The following is a 16307-nucleotide window of genomic DNA, read 5'->3' as shown; positions in this document are numbered from 1 at the left end:
ACGGCCGGCCCGCCGGGTGGCGGGCCGGCCGGGTGTCACCAGGCGTAGGTGACCGAGACGGTGGTGGCGGGGCAGTTGTTCGCCCAGCTGGTCAGGGCGCTCTTCTCGGCGCTGTCCACGGTGAGCCGCCAGCGGATCTTGGTGGCGACCCACTCCTTGACGTAGCGGCAGCGGGCCGAGGCGTACGGGGGCAGCCAGGTGGCCGGGTCCTGGTCGCCCTTGGCCTGGTTGACGTTGTCGGTGACGGCGGCCAGCGGGCGGCTGTCGCCCAGGTCGTTGGCGTACGCCTGACGGCGGCTGGTGGTCCAGCTGCGCGCGCCGGAGTCCCACGCCTCGGCGAGCGGCACCATGTGGTCGATGTCGAGGTCGCTGGTGAGGGTCCAGTACGCGTTGTCGTAGTAGGAGTACCAGCGCCCGCCGGACAGCGTGCAGCTCCCGCTGACCGTCGGCGCGGAGACGGCCTCGGCGATCAGCACCTCGTTGCGGGCGTGGCAGCCGTCGCCGTCGGCGTCGACCCAGTGGGGAAAGAGGTCGCGGCTGTAGCCGGTGCGGACCTCGGTGGCGACAGAGAGGCCGGCGACCGCGGTGGTCAGCGAGGCGGAGTAGCTGGCGGCCCAGGCGGGGTGGGCGAGGCCGAGGGTGGCGGCCAGGGCGGCGGCGAGGATGGTGGCCGTCGCGCGCAGGGTACGGGTCATGGTGCTCCGTCCAATGAGGGTGGGCGGGATCGCCTGCGTACATATGGACAGAGATCACGGCCAATATCCAGATCAACTTTGTGAACGATGGGCGACGCAGCGTCGCCGAACCGATGAAAAAATCGGGGCGCCCGACCGCGGTGCCGACGCGCCCGACGGCGGGGCGGCCGATGGCGGTGGGCTCCACTATGGTGGGCGGCTGGATCGCCGACCCGTGGGAGACGCTTCCTTGCCGGATGCCGCACCCGAGCCGTACCTGCGCAGCACGGACCCGGAGATCATGCCGTGGTGGCTGACCTGGCCGGAGGTGGATCCGGCCCGGCATCCCTTCGACCGGGCTTCGGCGCCGGACGTCGTCCGGTCGCTCGCCCCGGCCGCCTCGGTGCCCACCCGGCCACCCGGGAGGTCCGGCCAGGACGACGTGTACCAGTGGGGCCAGCGGGTGGGCACCCGGTGGGCCGACGAGATGAGCGTCGCGCTGGTCCGCCACTACGGCAGGTGGGCCTCGGGCTGGCGATGGGGGGTCGGTGAGGCGGACGTCGGCGGCGGGCCGGTGCACGCCTGGTGCTGCCCGGCCGACAGCATGGGCAGCCCCGAGCAGACCCTGGCCGTCGTCACCGAAGCCCTCGTCGAATGGCGGGGCTGGCTGGAGGAGCTGGTCGAACGCTTCGACCGCTTCCTGCCGCTGGTCACCGACGACCGCGCGGACGTGGCGCTGGACGCCTGGGAGCGGGCGGTGGCGCACCTGGTCACCGTGGTGGTGGACCGGACCTGCGCCGACGGCGGCTGGGAGCACCACTGCCGCCAGGTCCTGGGTTGGTTCCTCACCCTGGCGGGCGTGCCCGCCGAGCGGCACGCGTCCCTGGTGGAGCACGCGATCGGGGGTCGTTTCCACAGCTTCATGCCCCCGCCGGACCGGCTCATCCGGGAGGTCGCCGAGCGGTTCGCCGCGGAGGTCGACCGGCATGCGCGATGACCTGCTGACCTGGCTGTCGGTGCGGGAACGGGTGAGCTGGGCCGAGGTCGCCCGGCCGGCCGGTGGGCCGGTGCGGGGCGGGCGGGACGGAGTGGTCGAGTTCGTGCGTACCGACGTCGCCGCCCGGGACCCGGAGCGGGCGGCGCGGCTGCTGACCGCCCTCGACCGGGTCCGGGTGGCCGCCGCCGAGGGCGGGCCGCTGACGTACGAGCTGCTGGCCGACTGGCAGCGCCGGGTGCTCGCGTCGCCGGAGGTCGGATTCCGGGACGGGCCCGCGTACGCCAAGGGCGGCCGGGAACGCTACGGCCTCGCGCCGGACACTGTGGAGGGATTCCGGCGCTGCCTCGGGCAGGCGACCGAGCCGGGGGTGCCGCTCGCGGGGCGCGCCGCCCGCGCCTACCTCGACGTGGCGTTCTTCCACCCGTTCGCCGACGGCAACGGGCGGGCGGCGATGCTGGCGCTGTACTTCCTGCTGGTCCGCGACCGGGCGGTGCCCGACCTGGCCGCCCCGGTGCTGCGCACCGTCCGCCGGGCCGACGACTCGAACGGCGCGGCCGACCTGGTGCGCCTGCTCGACGTCCTGATCGCCGCCACCCGACGCCGCCGCGAGCGGCCGGAGACCGGGCGGGCGCGGCCACCCGGGGCGACCGGCCGGCTCACTCCGCCGGCAGGAAGGCCAGCGCCAGGGTCAGCTCCAGCACCGTCGCCGGGTCGTTGAGGCGCTCGCCGTACAGCTCGCGCAGCTGACCCATCCGATAGCGCACGGTCTGCGGGTGGACGAAGAGATCGCCCGCGACGTCGTCGCGCCGGCCCTGGTGCAGCAGCCAGGAGCGCAGCGTCTCGGCCAGCCGCCGGGCGGTGGCCGGGGGCAGCGCCGACAGCGGTTGCAGCACCTGCGCGCGCAGGTCCGCCAGGGCCTCCGGGTCGGTGCTGAGCACCAGCCGGGCCAGGTGCTGCTCGGTGTCCAGCGGCGCGCCGTCCGCCGGCCGGTCCAACCCGAGCGCCAGCGCCCGCAGCACCCGCTGGTACGACTCGGCGACCCGGGTCCACGGCCGGGCCGGCCCCACCACCGCCCGGTGCCCCTGCACCGCGCCGGTGAGCCGCCGCCGGCGCCCGCCGTGCACGTCGGGAACGAGCAGCACGGCGGACTCCTCGGCCAGCTCCACCCCGGGCAGGTCCTCGCCGCTCTCCAGGGTGTGCGGGCTGAGCATCGCGAGCACCCCGCGCAGGTTGCTGCGGGGCAGCACCGCGACGGTGAGGGTCTGCGGGGGCGGCCACTCCGCCCGCTCGGCGCTGCGGCGCAGCACCTCCTCCGGCTCGCCGGCGAGCAGCTGCTGGGCCAGCCGTTCCAGGTAGCGCCGGTGCACCCGGCCGGCGCTGGCCAGCTCGTCGGTGTGCCCGGCCACGCTGGCGGCGGAGAGCTCGTCGATGTAGGCGAACATCAGCTCGGCGAACTCGGCCACCCGCTCGGCGGAGAGCCCGTCGCGCACGGTGGTGGCGGAGACCTCCCGCCAGGCCACCCGGGCCCCCACCCGGTACGCGGCGAGCAGCGCGTCCATGCTCCGCCCCGACCGGGCCTCGCCGCTGCCGAGCGCGTACGCCGCCTCCAGCGCCCGGCTCAGCGGCGTGCTCGGATCGGCGGCGTCGGCCCGCTCGATGAGCTGGAGGAACGTGCCCAGCGCGATGCGGACGGCGTTCTCGATCTTCTCGCGCATCTGCCCGGTGAGGGTGCCCGAGTAGTCGGGGACCTCGGCGGTGATCGCGGTGACCGTCCGTTCGGCCACCGCGGGCAGCTGGCCGCGCAGCCGGTCGGCCACCCGCTCGTCCAGCTCCAGGTGCGCCGCCCGGCGGCTGGTGGCGCCGGAAGGATCGGTCATGTTGTTCTCCCCGAACAAGAACCCGTGGTCAATTCACCTTCGCTGGCCAAGATGTTATGCGAACGGGCGACGACCCTGGACATATGACCACCACCGTCCCGCGTCCCCCGACGAGACTCTCCGTCCGGGACCGGCTCCTCCGGCTCGCCGAGACGGTCACCACCCCGCTGCTCCCCGAGGACTATCTCGACCTGGTCGCGCCGCTGCGCGCCGGGGCCGCGCTGCGCGGTCGCGTGGTCGCCGTCGACGCCGAGACCCGCGACGCCGCCACGCTGACCATCCAGCCCGGCCGCGCCTGGCGCGGCCACACCGCCGGGCAGTACGTGCGCCTCGGCGTGGACGTCGACGGGGTCCGGCAGTGGCGGGCGTACTCGGTCACCTCGGCGCCCGGGCGTCCCGACGGCCGCATCTGCGTCACGGTGAAGGCGATCCCCGACGGGAAGGTCAGCAACCACCTGGTCCGGCGCATCCGCCCGGGCGCCATCGTCCAGCTCGACCAGGCGCAGGGGGACTTCGTCCTGCCCGACCCCGCGCCGGCCCGGGTCCTCTTCCTCACCGCCGGCAGCGGCGTCACCCCGGTCATGGGGATGCTGCGCGCCGGCGCGCTCGGTCGGTCGGACGTCGTGGTCGTGCACTCCGCGCCCACCCCGGCCGACGTGGTCTTCGGCGCCGAGCTGCGGGCGCTAGCCGCGCGGGGCGCGATCCGGCTGGTCGAGCGGCACACCGACACCGACGGGCTGCTCGGCGTCGACGAACTGGCCGGGCTGGTCCCCGACCACCTGGAGCGCGACACCTGGGCCTGCGGCCCGATCGGGATGCTCGACGCGGTGGAGGAGCGCTGGCGGGCGGCCGGCGCGGCGCAGCGGCTGCACACCGAGCGGTTCCGGCCGACCGTGATCTCACCGGGGGAGGGCGGCACCGTCACCTTCACCAGGGCCGGTCTCAGCGTGCGGGCCGACGGCGCGACCCCCATCCTGGATGCCGGGGAGGCCGCCGGCGCGCTGATGCCGTCGGGCTGCCGGATGGGCATCTGCTACGGCTGCGTCCTCCCGCTGCGCCAGGGGGCGGTTCGCGACCTGCGTACCGGGGACATCACCACGGCCGTCCCCGGTGACGGCGTACTCATCCAGACCTGCGTGTCGGCGGCGGCCGGTACCTGCGACATCGACCTGTAGACAGGAGGCCGGACGTGACCGCGATCCAGAAGAAGCCGGACAACCCGATCGCCCACCTCAGTGCCGAGGACATCGAGATCCTGGGCAAGGAGCTCGACGCCATCCGGGACCGGGTGATCGCCGAGCGCGGCGAGTCCGACGCCCGCTACATCCGCAAGGTCATCAAGACCCAGCGGACGCTGGAGATCAGCAGCCGCGCGGTGCTGCTCTTCTCGCTCTTCCCGCCGGCGTGGCTGGTCGGCACCGCCGGCCTGGCGGTGGCCAAGATCCTGGAGAACATGGAGATCGGCCACAACATCCTGCACGGCCAGTACGACTTCATGCGTGATCCGAAGATCCACTCCACCACCTGGGAGTGGGACCACGTCTCCCCGGCCGACCAGTGGAAGCACTCGCACAACCAGCTGCACCACACGTACACCAACGTGCTCGGCAAGGACAACGACCTCGGGTACGGGATCATGCGCGTCGACGAGGACCAGAAGTGGCACCCGATGCACCTCGGCCAGCCGCTGTGGAACTTCGTCAACGCCTGCTTCTTCGAGTACGGCATCGCCGCGTACGACCTGGAGCTCGGCCGCAACCTGCAGAAGGACCGGCGCAAGGACCCCCAGTTCCGGGCCCGGGCCCGCGCCGTCGGCCGCAAGATCCGCCGACAGGTACTCAAGGACTACGTCGTGCACCCGCTGCTGTCCGGCCCGTCCTTCCTCAGCACCCTGGCCGCCACCTTCACCGCGAACCTGATCCGCAACCTGTGGAGCCACTCGGTGATCATGTGCGGGCACTTCCCGAACGGCGTGGAGACCTTCGAGAAGACCAGCATCGAGGGCGAGACGCGCGGCGAGTGGTACCTGCGGCAGATGCTCGGCTCGGCCAACATCAGCGGCAGCCGGCTGATGCACATCATGACCGGCAACCTGTCGTTCCAGATCGAGCACCACCTCTTCCCCGACCTGCCGAGCAAGCGCTACCAGGAGATCGCCCCGCAGGTCCGGGCGCTCTTCGACCGGTACGGGCTGAAGTACACCACCGGCCCGCTGCCCAAGCAGGTCGCCTCGGCCTGGTGGAAGGTCATCCGGCTGTCGCTGCCCAACCGGACGCCGGCCGCGCCGAAGCCGGCCGACGACCTGTCGACGCGTACCCTCGCTCCCTCCGGGGCCTGAGCACCCACGACGGCGCCGCCGACCCACCCGGAATCGCGGTGGCCGGCGGCGCCGTCGTCGCGGTACGGTCGGGCCATGCAGATCAGGCGCACCACCGCCGCGGCCGCGCGAGCTTCCCGCTCGCCGGTTGCCGCCGCCTGATCACCTGACCCCACGCCGGCGACCGGAAACGGTCCGTCGGCGTTCGCGCGTCTGCACCCCCGCGTCCGCGTGGCGGGCCGTACCGGTCGCACCCTCACCGGAAGGCCCGCGCCATGACACCCGAGCAGATCGTCCGCACCTTCGTCGACCACTTCCACCGGCGGGGCCACCGGTCCGCGCCGGAGAGCCCGCTGATCCCACCGCCGGGCGATCCGGTCCTCTTCACCACCTCCGGGATGCACCCGCTGACGCCGTACCTCGCGGGCCGTCCCCACCCGTCCGGCCGGCGCCTGGTCAACGTGCAGCGCTGCCTGCGCACCACCGACCTGGACGAGGTCGGCGACCCGACCCACCTGACCGTCTTCGACATGCTCGGCACCTGGTCGCTCGGCGACTACGGCATCGGGCCGAGCCTGCGCTGGGGCTACGAGCTGCTCACCGACGGCTTCGGCGTCGACCCGGGCCGGCTGCACGCCACCGTCTTCGGCGGCGACGACCAGGTCGGCCCCGACGAGACCGCGCTGGCGACGTGGACCGAGCTCGGCGTGCCGGTGGAGCTGACCCGCGCGGAGAACTGGTGGTCCAACGGACCCACCGGGCCGTGCGGACCGGACTCGGAGATCTTCGTCTGGACCGGCGACGGCCCGCCCACCGGCACCCCGGGCGGCGACGACCGGTGGATGGAGGTCTGGAACCACGTGCGGATGCGCTACCACCGGCACGACGACGGCCGGTTGGAGCCGCTGCCGCAACCCAACATCGACACCGGGATGGGCCTGGAGCGGCTGGAGATGGTGCTGCGCGGCGGCCGGTCGGTCTTCGAGTGCGTCGGCCTGACCCCCTGGGTCGAGGCGGTCCGCGACCGGTGGCCGCTGGACGAGACGGCGCACCGGATCGTCTGCGACCACCTGCGCTCGGCGGTCGTGGTGCTCGGCGACGGCGTCCGGCCCGCCAACACCGGCCGGGGCTACGTGCTGCGCCGGCTGGTCCGGCGGGCGCTGACCACGCTGTGGCGCGACGACGAGTCCCGGACCCTCGCCGAGCTGCCCGATCAGCCGTACGCGGACACGCTGCGCCGGTTCCGTCAGCGCGGCGACGTCGAGCCGCTGCGCCAGGTGCTGGTCGACGAGGAACGGCGCTTCCGTGCCCTGCTGCGGCGGGGGCGGCCGGTGGTCGAGCGGTGCCGGTCCCGGGGGCCGCTGACCGACGCCGACTACGCGTGGCTGCACGACACCCACGGACTGCCCCGCGAGCTGGTCGACGGGCCGCTCGGCGAGGCGGCCTGACCAGGGGCACGGACCCTGGCGGAGCGGCCGGCCTACTCGGGCCGCTCCGGCAGGTCCCGCCGTCGGCCGATCGGCCCGACCAGGAGGATCAGCCCGGTCAGCGCGAGCGTGCCGGTCATGATCCACATTGCCGGCCGAGTGCCGAGCGCGGCGCCGAGGGTGCCGGCGATGAGCCCGCCGACCGGTATCGCGCCGTAGTTGAGGAACTGCATGCTGACCACCACCCGACCGAGGAGGTGGGCGGGGGTGTATCGCTGCCGGAAGACGCCCTTGATCACGTTGCCGGCCACCACGCCGACGCCGATGACCAGCCCACCGGTGACCAGGAGAGCGAGTCGCCAACCAGGTCCGGTCAGCGGGATGAGCAGTCCGAACGGCAGCGCACCGACGTTGCTGAACACCACCGCCCGGGCGGTGCCGAAGCGGCGGCTGATCGGGGTGGCGACCGCGGCACCGAGGACTCCGCCGCAGCTGATCGCGGCGAGCAGACCACCGACCGCACCGGCGCCGACCCCGACGTCGCGGACCAGGAACACGACCAGGAGCGACTGGTAGCCGATCAGCCCGATGTTGCTCGCGGCGCCGAACACGGTGAGCACCCGCAGGTAGGGGTCACGGGCCACGTACCGGATCCCCTCGGCGATCTGCCGGGACAGGCTGGCCGCCGCCGGTCGCGGTGCGCGCGGCTCGCGGAACCGGATCGCCCACAGGCAGAGCGCCGAGGCGGCGAAGCTCAGCGCGTCGAGCAGCACCGCCGTCACCGCGCCGGCGAGTTGCGCCAGCAGGCCCGCCACCCCCGGCCCGGCCACCTGCATCGCCGACTCGGTGCCCTGCAGCTTCGCAATCCCCTCCGCCAGCTCGTGCGGGTCGAGCAGGGACGGCAGGTATGCCTGGTAGGCGGTCTGGAAGAAGACCGTGGCGGTGCCGGCGCCCAGCGCGACGGCCAGCAGGTGCCCGATGGTCAACACGTCCAGCCAGGCGGCCACCGGGACGCTGAGGAACAGCAGCGTCGAGGCGAGGTCGCAGGCGATCAGCACCGGCCGCCGTGGCAGCCGGTCCACCCAGGCGCCGGCCGGCAGCCCGATGATCAGCCAGGGTAGCCAGCTGGCCGCGTACAGCGTCGCCGCCTCGAACGCGGTCGCGTCCAGCGTGGCGACCGCGACCAGCGGCATCGCCACGCTGGTCACGCTGCTGCCGAGCTTGCTGCTCGCCTCGGCCGTCCAGAGCAACCGGAAGTCCCGGTGCCAGAAAAGGCCGCCCCGGCGGGCAGCGGTCGGCCGCTGCGGGAGCGTGCCGGTGCCGGTCACGGCCGGGCCGGCACGGCGTGCGCGAAGAAGAAGACCGGATCGCGACGCCGGCCGTCGTCGGGCACCTGCCGGTCACTCCAGCGTGCCAGCACCTCGAGGATCTCCCGCTCGAGCTCGGCCAACTCGGCCGGCGTCAGGCGGAGCCACCGGTCGGTGGAGAACGGGGCCTCACCCCACGTGTCGGCCGCCGACTCACGGATCGCGTGCCAGGCCCGCACCAGGCTGACCTGCCGGTCGAGGTTGAGCGAGACCGCGGCGCTGGCCACCGCCTGGCTCGCGGGATCGTCGTCGAAGTCGGCGTTGGACCAGCGGACACCGGGCGAAGCCACTCGCCACCAGCGCTCGCGCCGGTTGCGGGCCAGCTCCGGCGCCTCCACCACCAACTCGCACCCGGCGAGCACCTTCAGGTGGTGGCTGATGTTGGCCACCGCCTGGTCGGTGCGCTCCGCGAGCAGGGTCGCCGTCTGCGGACCGTCGACCTTGAGCACGTCCATCAGCCGCCGCCGCAACGGATGCGCCAGTGCGGCCAGCACGGTGGAATCGTCGATCTTGCGAACCTGCGACATGTCCATGCCGGCAGCGTGTCATGCGCAACAGCTCTTGCGCAAGAAGTGACGCGCAAGAGCTGTTGCTAACCAGCGTGCGCGGCGCGGCGCGTTCGCTAGCCGAGCAACAGGTACGTCGGCACGCCGACCAGCACGCCGGCCACGCCGCCGGCGAGCACCTGGGCGGTGGTGTGGTCACCGAGCCGCACCCGGGACCAGCCGATCAGGGCCACCAGGCCGAACGCCACCAGCAGCGCCGGCCCGAAGACGACCACCAGCACCCCGACCGCCCCGGCGGCGACGGCCGCGTGCGCGCTGAGCTTCCAGACCTGGTTGACCGCGGTGACCACGAGCAGCACCGCGAACATCACCACCACCATCGCCACCAGCGCCCGGGGTGCCCCGAGCAGGACCAGCGCCGCGATGCCCGCCAGCACCGAGAACAGGCCGCCGACCAGCGGCGCGCGCCGCTGCTCGCGTACCCCGATGTGGTGGTCGGTGAGCCGGCCGCGCCGCACCCCCAGCCAGATGATCCCGTACGGCACCACCGCGCTGAACAGCATCGCCAGCAGTGCCCAGCCGAGGCCGGTCAGCCAGGCCGGCGCGGTGGCGTGCAGCGCCACGACCACCGGCATCGCCGCCGCCCACACGGCCGGGGCGAACACCTCGGTGACGATCCGCGCGGCGCCGGGGCCGGCGGGCGCGACGACCCTGGTCTCACTGGACACGCTGTTTCCTCTCGCTGTCGCCGGCGTCGGTGGCCGGGCCCAGCCGGGCCCGTAACCGGGTGACCTCCGGGGAACGGTAGGCCCTCGCCACCCGGACGAGCCAGGCGACCTGCTCCGCGGCCTCCCCACCGTCGGCACCCCCGGCCGGCAGGTCGGGCAGCTCGTCGTGGTCGGCGGCCGGCGGCGCCCCGGCGGCCCGCGCCTGCAGCGCGGCGGCCAGCACGATCGCCTCGGTGGCGGCGGCGAGCCGTGCACCGCTCCAGCCGGCCCGGCGGCCGGCCGCCTCGGCGGCGCGCAGCAGCGCGGCCGACATCCAGGGCCGCAGGGTGGCGTACCCGTCGAGGATCTCCACGGTGGCGCGGACCCGGCGCAGGTACGGGTCCCGCAGCACCGCCAGCAGCCCGGCGGGTCCGCGCGGCTCGGGCAGCAGCGCGATCTCCGGCAGCACCCGGTGCACCGCCGCCTGGAGCGGACGCAGCCGGTGGTGGTCGACGACGGCCCCCAGCCACGCGCCGAGCCGGTCGAGACCGACCAGCGGCCCCCAGGACGGCAGCGTCGAGCCGATCAGGATGAGCAGGATGGAAACGGTGAAGCTGAACACCACCACCGCGTCGGAGACGAGCGCGGAGCCGGGCCAGAGCGCGCCGACGGCCACCGCGGTGAGCTTGCCCAGCACGTAGACCAGGCCCCAGGCGGCGCCCGCCACGATCAGTCGCAGGCCGAGGCGGAGCAGCGGCCGGCCGGCCTGCCGCGCGTACCGGTGGGCCAGGGCCACCACCTGCGTCATCGACCAGCCCAGGTAGGTCAGGTAGACGTAGAGGAAGGGGGCGTCGAACGGGTCGCCGTAGTACCGGCCGCTGGCCACCCGGGGGTCGTCCAGGGCCGTCCGCGCCGGGGTCAGCGCGAAGAGCACCGCGATCGCGGCGATGCTGACCAGCAGCGCGACGGTGCGGCGGCGGACCCGGCGCCGGGTGCGCTCGTCGTCCCCGGTCATGTGCAGCAGGAAGGCCTGCGCGGCGGTGGCCGAGACCAGGGTGAGGCAGTTGGACAGCAGCCGGGCCAGGTCGAGCACGCCGAGCGCCCGGTCCAGGGCCGGCATGAACGGCTGGATGGTCAGCGAGACCGTGATGCCGACCAGGGCCAGGCAGAGCGCCCGCAGCGGCCGGTAGCGCGGGTTGCGGGCCAGGTCGCGCAGCTTGTAGAGGCTCATCACCCAGCAGGTCAGCGTCACGCCGATCATCAGGTCACGGACGAGGCTGATCACGGGTGGCGGCGTCCTTCGAGGGCGGCGGCGAGCCGGTCGGCGAGGGCGATGTCGGCCGGGGCGGTGACGGGTATCTCCGACCAGCTCTCCGCGCGCTGCACGGCGAGGCTGCCGAAGATCTCCGCCCGCCGCTCCTGCGGCACGTCGTACGAGCTGCGGGCCAGCGGTGCCGGCGTGGCGGTGGCCCGGTCCAGCTCGGACGCCGGGGAGACGTCGTCGAAGAGGGCGTGGCCGTACTCGTGCCCGATGATCAGGCGCTGGCGCACCGGGCTGGCGTTGGCGGCGTAGAAGATGTAGTCGGCGTGCTCGCCGGCCACCCAGAGCCCGTGCGGGGCCAGTGCGGGCAGCTCGCGGGGAATGAGGTGCACCGGCCGGCCGCGTCGCCGTTCCACCCGCTCGTGCAGCTCGGCGAAGGTGAAGCCGCCGGTCAGTCCGAGCGCGTCCAGGGCCTGCTCGGACTGGCGGCGCAACTGCCGGAGCTGGTCCTCGCCCGCCGCGCGTCGTCGCCGGATCATCGGCTCGGCGCCGGGTGATGGGCGTACCCGTTTCGCAGTACGCGCAGCCGGACGCAGCCACCGCCGGTGGCCCGCTCCGTCCTCACCTCGCCTCCGCCGGGCGTTCGCCGGAGCGGCGGGCGCGGGCCGCGGCCTCCAGGCGTTCCACCTGCTCGATCATGGCCACCACGGCGGCGTGGCCCTCGGGGGAGAGCCGGGCGTCGGCCAGCCGCATGGCCACCTGCTTGATGTGCGGGTTGGCGAGGGCGTGCGCGAGGTCGCGCCCACCGTCCACGTCGTCCTGACCGGGGGCGAAGAAGCGCGACGGCTGACCGAAGAAGGCGGCGATGGCGTCCACCACCGACTGCCGCGGGTCCGGCGCGCGCCCCTGCCGCAGGTTGCTCAGGTGGGTGTGCGAGATCCGGCAGCCGCGCCGGGTCAGCTCCTGGGCCACGTGCCGGACGCTGTACGGCCGGCCCTGCGGGTCGGTCACCGTCCGGAAGAGCCAGTCCAGGCGGGCGGCGAAGGAGTCGTCGTGCGGCTCGGTGACCTGGGGCAAGGGGACTCCTCCGCACGTGCGCGATGGCACCGGCCGGGACGGTGGCACCGACTGTTGACGCCGCTACCGCGAGTATGTATAGCATTACCACCCCTGGCACCGGGAGTGGACACTTTGGTGTGATCGTGGCACCGCCCAATGCCAGGGGCGTCCTGGCAGGTTCGACGGGAGCGCGCAGCCATGCGCCATCGGGGGTCCGTCGGAATCACCACGGGACGCGGGCGGCCGGGCCGGGGCCCGGCCCGCCGCAGGGGTGCGGTACACCGTGCCGCACCCCTGCCCACGACGTCCGCCCGGTGGCAGCCGGGCTGGCCGGGTGTCAGACTTGCCCGCGGGGACCGCAGCGGCGAGGGACGTGGACGCATGACGGGACACGGGTACGCACTCCGGCCGGACACCGAGACCGTGACGCTGCTCGGCGCCCGGGTGACCCTCGTCGACCCGGCCGCCCTGCTCGCGGCCGCCACCGCCGGTCCTGTCGCGCTGCTGGCCGACGCCACCTTTCCCGACCCGGTGCGCCGGGTGCGGTTTACCGTGCGCGTCGAGGCGGGGGAGCACCGGTTTGACGCCTCGGTGCGGGCCGGCGTGCCCGCCACGGCGGTGGGGCTGCTCGCGCTCGGCCTGGCCGGCCCGGCCGGGATGCTGCTGGCCCAGCGGCTGGCCGCCGCCGATCCCCGCGCCGACCGGGTGGCCGCCGCCGCCGGCCGGGTCGCCGCCGGGGCGTCCCGCCGGCTCGGGTTCCGCCCGCCCGCGCCCGCCGCGCCGCCACCCGACGCCGCCGGGGCCACCGTGCTCGACCGCGCCCGCGAGCTGGGGCTGCGGCCCGAGATCAGCCACCACGCCGAGCCCGGCGGGCGGCTGGTCACCGTGCGCGGCGCGACGCCCAGCGCCGACGTCATCCCGGGGCACCTGACGGCGATGGTCGCCCTGGTCCTCCAGGCCGTCCGTGAGCTGGCCGGCGACACCCCGGAACCGGCGGTGCTGCGCGGCCGGGCGTACACCCTCGGGGTCCGGCCGGAGCCGGACGCGACGCCGCCGGGCAGCGCGGCGGTGACCCTCGACCAGGTCGGCGGCCTCGACGAGGTGGTGGCCCGCTTCCGGGAGATCGCCGTGTCGTTCCGGCACCCCCAGGTGATGGCCCGCTGGGGCGCGCGCCGCCCGCAGGGCATCCTGATGTACGGCCCGCCCGGCACCGGCAAGACCATGCTGGCCCGCGCGCTGGCCAACGAGATCGGCGCCGACTTCCGGGAGATCCGCACCCCGGAGATCCTCGACAAGTACCTCGGCGGCTCCGAGCGCAACATCAAGCAGATCTTCCGCGAGGCGCGCGGCTACCGGCAGCCCACGGTGATGCTCTTCGACGAGTTCGACAGCATCATCAGCTACGCCGGCGCGGGCGGGGACGCCGCCAGCCAGGCCGTCAACGCGGTCGCCGGCATCTTCAAGCAGGAGATGAACACCCTCATCGAGGAGAACCCGGACGTCATCGTGGTGGCCACCACCAACTTCCCGCACCGGGTCGACGCCTCACTGACCCGCTCCGGGCGCTTCGACGTCAAGCTGGCCATCCCGGCACCCGACGAGAGCGGCCGCGCCGAGATCATCGCCAAGATGGTCCGCGAGCTGATCGACCGGCACGAGCGCCCCGGCTTCCGGATGTTCGCCGACGACGTCGATCCGCGCGGGCTGGCCGCGCTCACCGCGGGTCTCACCGGCGCGGACCTCCGCGAGGTGCTGCGCCGGGTGCAACTCGCCAAAGCGATGCGCGAGGCCACGGAAGGTGCGCCGGCCGGCCCGATCAGCCAGGATGACCTGCGTGACGCCATCGCCGGACTGCGGCTCGGTTGAGGCGTACGACGGAAGGAGATCCGTGTCGTCCACCCTGCTGTCCCGTCGTGACCTGCGCTTCCTGCTCTACGAGTGGCTCGACGCGCCCCGGCTGACCGAGCGCCCCCGCTACGCGGAGCACTCCCGGGAGACCTTCGACGACGTGCTCGACCTCGCCGAACGGGTGGCGGCCGAGCACTTCGCCCCGCACAACCGGGCCGCGGACACCAGCGAACCCGTCGTCGACGGCGGGCGGGTCCGCATGATCCCGCAGGTCAAGGCCGCGCTGGACGTCTTCGCCGGCACCGGGCTGCTCGGCGCGAGCATGGACGAGAGCGTCGGCGGGATGCAGCTGCCGCACGTCGTCTCCGCCGCCGCGTTCGGCTTCCTCCAGGCCGCGAACGTGAGCACCGCGGCGTACCCGTTCCTGACCCTGGGCAACGCCAACCTGCTGCTCGCCCGCGGCAGCGCCGCCCAGGTCGACACCTTCGTCCGGCCGATGGTCGAGGGCCGGTTCTTCGGCACCATGTGCCTGTCGGAGCCGCAGGCCGGCAGCTCGCTGGCCGACATCACCACCCGCGCCGAACCGCAGGACGACGGCAGCCACCGGCTCTTCGGCACCAAGATGTGGATCTCCGGGGGAGACCACGAACTCGCCGAGAACATCGTCCACCTGGTGCTCGCCCGAATCCCCGGCGGCCCGCCCGGGGTCAAGGGCATCTCACTGTTCATCGTGCCGAAGGTGCTGGTCGGCCCCGACGGCGCGCTCGGCGCCCGTAACGACGTGGTGCTGGTCGGCCTCAACCACAAGATGGGGTACCGGGGGACCACCAACACCCTGCTCAACTTCGGCGAGGGCGTGCACCGGCCGGACGGCCGCCCCGGGGCGGTCGGCTACCTGGTGGGGGAGCCCCACCAGGGCCTGGCCCAGATGTTCCACATGATGAACGAGGCGCGCATCGGCGTCGGGGCCGGCGCGACCGCGCTCGGCTACACCGGCTACCTGAAGTCCCTGGCGTACGCCCGCCAGCGCCCGCAGGGCCGGCCGCTCGCCGACAAGGACCCGACGGTGCCGCAGGTGCCGATCGTCGCGCACCCCGACGTGCGCCGGATGCTGCTGGCCCAGAAGAGCTACGTGGAGGGCGCCCTCGCGCTGGTGCTCTACTGCGGGCGGCTGCTGGACGAGGAGAAGACCGCCCCCGACCCGGCCGACCGGGCCCGGGCGCACCTGCTGCTGGACATGCTCACCCCGATCACCAAGAGCTGGCCGTCGCAGTGGTGCCTGGCCGCCAACGACCTGGCCATCCAGGTGCACGGCGGCTACGGCTACACCCGCGACTACGACGTCGAGCAGCACTGGCGGGACAACCGGCTCAACCCGATCCACGAGGGCACGCACGGCATCCAGGCGCTGGACCTGCTCGGGCGCAAGGCGACGATGGACGGCGGGGCGGGGCTGTCCCTCCTGCTGGAGACGATCTCCGCGACGGTGAGCCGGGCCTGGAAGGCCGACGGGGAGGCCGCCGAGCTGGCCGCCCAGCTCGGCGCCGCGGTCGACCGGATCGCCGGCACCACCCGCCGGCTCTGGGCCACCGGTGACCCCGCGCTCGCCCTGGCCAACGCCAGCCTCTACCTGGAGGCCGTCGGGCACGTGGTGGTCGCCTGGATGTGGCTGGAACAGCTGCTCGCCGTCGACGCCGCGACCGGCGCGGCGGCCGGCGGTGCGGCGGACGGCGGCGGCGACGCGGACGCGGCCTTCTACGCCGGCAAGCGGCAGGCGGCGCGGTACTTCTTCCGCTTCGAGCTGCCCCGCACCACCGCCCGGTTCGACCTGCTGGACGGCCTCGACCGGACCACTCTGGACATGCGCGACGAGTGGTTCTGAGCGGCAGCAGTCCGTGGCCCCGATGGACCCTCCCGAGACGACCCCGTCGGGGCCGGTGGACCGCGACGCCCGGCTGGAGACGCTCCGGCGGTGGTGGCGACTGCCGGGGCCGGTGCGGGCGGAGGTCCGCCGGCTGAGTGGGGAGCGCCGGCACCACCCGGACGACGAGGTCGCCTGGACCGCCTGGCGCTGGGCGCAGGCGGTGCTGCCCCCGGGCGCACCGGAACCGGGCCGGGCCCGCAACATCCTCAGCGCCGCCGGCTTCTGGACGCGGCTCGTGGTCGAACTGCTCACCGGCACGGACCCGACCGACCCGCCGGCGCCGCACTGGCTGGACCGGCGACGGGCCCGCCGCATCCTGCGCCTGGGGCCGCCGGTCCGCTGA

At 74.2% G+C, this 16307-nt stretch carries 16 protein-coding genes; 8 read left to right on the top strand and 8 right to left on the bottom strand.

All coding sequences use genetic code 11. The features are described 5' to 3' along the window. Positions 1-35 precede the first annotated feature (35 nt). Positions 36-695 (bottom strand): HNH endonuclease family protein, encoded by a 660-nt coding sequence (locus FHX75_RS08485; RefSeq protein WP_154937848.1) that lies wholly within the window; start codon positions 693-695, stop codon positions 36-38. Between the two features lie 229 nt (positions 696-924). On the opposite strand from FHX75_RS08485, the gene FHX75_RS08480 reads away from it, so the two are divergent. Together FHX75_RS08480 and FHX75_RS08475 are read left to right on the top strand one after the other, a co-directional pair. Continuing rightward, positions 925-1671, top strand: coding sequence for a hypothetical protein (locus tag FHX75_RS08480; protein WP_154937846.1), 747 nt, complete (start codon positions 925-927; stop codon positions 1669-1671). Then, positions 1661-2389, top strand: a complete 729-nt coding sequence (locus FHX75_RS08475; RefSeq protein ID WP_154937844.1) for a Fic family protein — start codon at positions 1661-1663, stop codon at positions 2387-2389. Before FHX75_RS08480 ends, FHX75_RS08475 begins: the two co-directional genes overlap by 11 nt. Here FHX75_RS08475 and FHX75_RS08470 read toward each other — a convergent pair. Next, positions 2328-3548: a PucR family transcriptional regulator gene (locus tag FHX75_RS08470; protein ID WP_154937842.1), complete on the bottom strand. Its 1221-nt coding sequence runs from the start codon at positions 3546-3548 to the stop codon at positions 2328-2330. The two genes, FHX75_RS08475 and FHX75_RS08470, sit on opposite strands and share 62 nt — an antisense overlap. Positions 3549-3631: 83 nt before the next feature. On the opposite strand from FHX75_RS08470, the gene FHX75_RS08465 reads away from it, so the two are divergent. The 3 genes from FHX75_RS08465 to FHX75_RS08455 all read left to right on the top strand — a co-directional run bounded on the left by FHX75_RS08465 (position 3632) and on the right by FHX75_RS08455 (position 7313). Further along, the gene (locus FHX75_RS08465) at positions 3632-4723 is read left to right on the top strand and encodes a ferredoxin reductase (protein ID WP_154937840.1); all 1092 of its coding nucleotides are present in this window, start codon (positions 3632-3634) and stop codon (positions 4721-4723) included. 14 nt (positions 4724-4737) lie between these two features. Next, positions 4738-5886 carry a fatty acid desaturase family protein gene (locus FHX75_RS08460; protein WP_154937839.1) on the top strand — a complete coding sequence of 383 codons (1149 nt, stop codon included), beginning with the start codon at positions 4738-4740 and terminating at the stop codon, positions 5884-5886. Positions 5887-6140: 254 nt separating this feature from the next. After that, the gene (locus tag FHX75_RS08455) at positions 6141-7313 is read left to right on the top strand and encodes an alanine--tRNA ligase-related protein (RefSeq protein ID WP_154937837.1); all 1173 of its coding nucleotides are present in this window, start codon (positions 6141-6143) and stop codon (positions 7311-7313) included. Between the two features lie 32 nt (positions 7314-7345). Here the strand turns inward: FHX75_RS08455 and FHX75_RS08450 are convergent, their stop codons facing one another. The 6 genes from FHX75_RS08450 to FHX75_RS08425 all read right to left on the bottom strand — a co-directional run bounded on the left by FHX75_RS08450 (position 7346) and on the right by FHX75_RS08425 (position 12210). Continuing rightward, positions 7346-8620 carry an MFS transporter gene (locus tag FHX75_RS08450; RefSeq protein ID WP_154937835.1) on the bottom strand — a complete coding sequence of 425 codons (1275 nt, stop codon included), beginning with the start codon at positions 8618-8620 and terminating at the stop codon, positions 7346-7348. Next, a complete protein-coding gene (locus FHX75_RS08445) occupies positions 8617-9192 on the bottom strand; it encodes an ArsR/SmtB family transcription factor (RefSeq protein ID WP_154937834.1) in 576 nt (191 codons plus the stop codon). Before FHX75_RS08445 ends, FHX75_RS08450 begins: the two co-directional genes overlap by 4 nt. An 89-nt stretch (positions 9193-9281) precedes the next feature. Further along, positions 9282-9800, bottom strand: a complete 519-nt coding sequence (locus tag FHX75_RS08440) for a hypothetical protein (RefSeq protein WP_246157879.1) — start codon at positions 9798-9800, stop codon at positions 9282-9284. Positions 9801-9882: 82 nt separating this feature from the next. Further along, the gene (locus FHX75_RS08435; RefSeq protein WP_154937830.1) at positions 9883-11157 is read right to left on the bottom strand and encodes an MAB_1171c family putative transporter; all 1275 of its coding nucleotides are present in this window, start codon (positions 11155-11157) and stop codon (positions 9883-9885) included. Further along, positions 11154-11672: an ImmA/IrrE family metallo-endopeptidase gene (locus FHX75_RS08430; protein ID WP_154937828.1), complete on the bottom strand. Its 519-nt coding sequence runs from the start codon at positions 11670-11672 to the stop codon at positions 11154-11156. Before FHX75_RS08430 ends, FHX75_RS08435 begins: the two co-directional genes overlap by 4 nt. A gap of 82 nt (positions 11673-11754) precedes the next feature. Further along, positions 11755-12210: a hypothetical protein gene (locus FHX75_RS08425; RefSeq protein ID WP_154937826.1), complete on the bottom strand. Its 456-nt coding sequence runs from the start codon at positions 12208-12210 to the stop codon at positions 11755-11757. A gap of 363 nt (positions 12211-12573) precedes the next feature. Here FHX75_RS08425 and FHX75_RS31950 point away from each other — a divergent pair, with 363 nt between their 5' ends. The 3 genes from FHX75_RS31950 to FHX75_RS08410 are packed head-to-tail and all read left to right on the top strand — an operon-like array spanning position 12574 to position 16307. Continuing rightward, positions 12574-14058 (top strand): ATP-binding protein, encoded by a 1485-nt coding sequence (locus FHX75_RS31950; RefSeq protein WP_154937824.1) that lies wholly within the window; start codon positions 12574-12576, stop codon positions 14056-14058. Then, positions 14018-15922, top strand: a complete 1905-nt coding sequence (locus tag FHX75_RS08415) for an acyl-CoA dehydrogenase (RefSeq protein ID WP_154937822.1) — start codon at positions 14018-14020, stop codon at positions 15920-15922. The genes FHX75_RS31950 and FHX75_RS08415 overlap by 41 nt, the downstream gene beginning before the upstream one ends. Positions 15923-15944: 22 nt before the next feature. After that, positions 15945-16307, top strand: coding sequence for a hypothetical protein (locus FHX75_RS08410; protein WP_154937820.1), 363 nt, complete (start codon positions 15945-15947; stop codon positions 16305-16307).

The organism is Micromonospora palomenae, from assembly GCF_007829925.1.
GTDB lineage: Bacteria > Actinomycetota > Actinomycetes > Mycobacteriales > Micromonosporaceae > Micromonospora > Micromonospora purpureochromogenes.
Note: the sequence above shows the minus strand (reverse complement) of the source record. Positions and strands in the feature narration are given on the sequence as shown.

Bases quoted from the DNA above. Each gene is read 5' to 3' on its own strand.
- FHX75_RS08470 (WP_154937842.1), bottom strand. From the start codon at position 3,548: ATGACCGATCCTTCCGGCGCCACCAGCCGCCGGGCGGCGCACCTGGAG.
- FHX75_RS08485 (WP_154937848.1), bottom strand. From the start codon at position 695: ATGACCCGTACCCTGCGCGCGACGGCCACCATCCTCGCCGCCGCCCTG.
- FHX75_RS08410 (WP_154937820.1), top strand. From the start codon at position 15,945: ATGGACCCTCCCGAGACGACCCCGTCGGGGCCGGTGGACCGCGACGCC.
- FHX75_RS08455 (WP_154937837.1), top strand. From the start codon at position 6,141: ATGACACCCGAGCAGATCGTCCGCACCTTCGTCGACCACTTCCACCGG.
- FHX75_RS08475 (WP_154937844.1), top strand. From the start codon at position 1,661: ATGCGCGATGACCTGCTGACCTGGCTGTCGGTGCGGGAACGGGTGAGC.
- FHX75_RS31950 (WP_154937824.1), top strand. From the start codon at position 12,574: ATGACGGGACACGGGTACGCACTCCGGCCGGACACCGAGACCGTGACG.
- FHX75_RS08415 (WP_154937822.1), top strand. From the start codon at position 14,018: ATGACCTGCGTGACGCCATCGCCGGACTGCGGCTCGGTTGAGGCGTAC.
- FHX75_RS08465 (WP_154937840.1), top strand. From the start codon at position 3,632: ATGACCACCACCGTCCCGCGTCCCCCGACGAGACTCTCCGTCCGGGAC.
- FHX75_RS08440 (WP_246157879.1), bottom strand. From the start codon at position 9,800: ATGCCGGTGGTCGTGGCGCTGCACGCCACCGCGCCGGCCTGGCTGACC.
- FHX75_RS08445 (WP_154937834.1), bottom strand. From the start codon at position 9,192: ATGGACATGTCGCAGGTTCGCAAGATCGACGATTCCACCGTGCTGGCC.
- FHX75_RS08430 (WP_154937828.1), bottom strand. From the start codon at position 11,672: ATGATCCGGCGACGACGCGCGGCGGGCGAGGACCAGCTCCGGCAGTTG.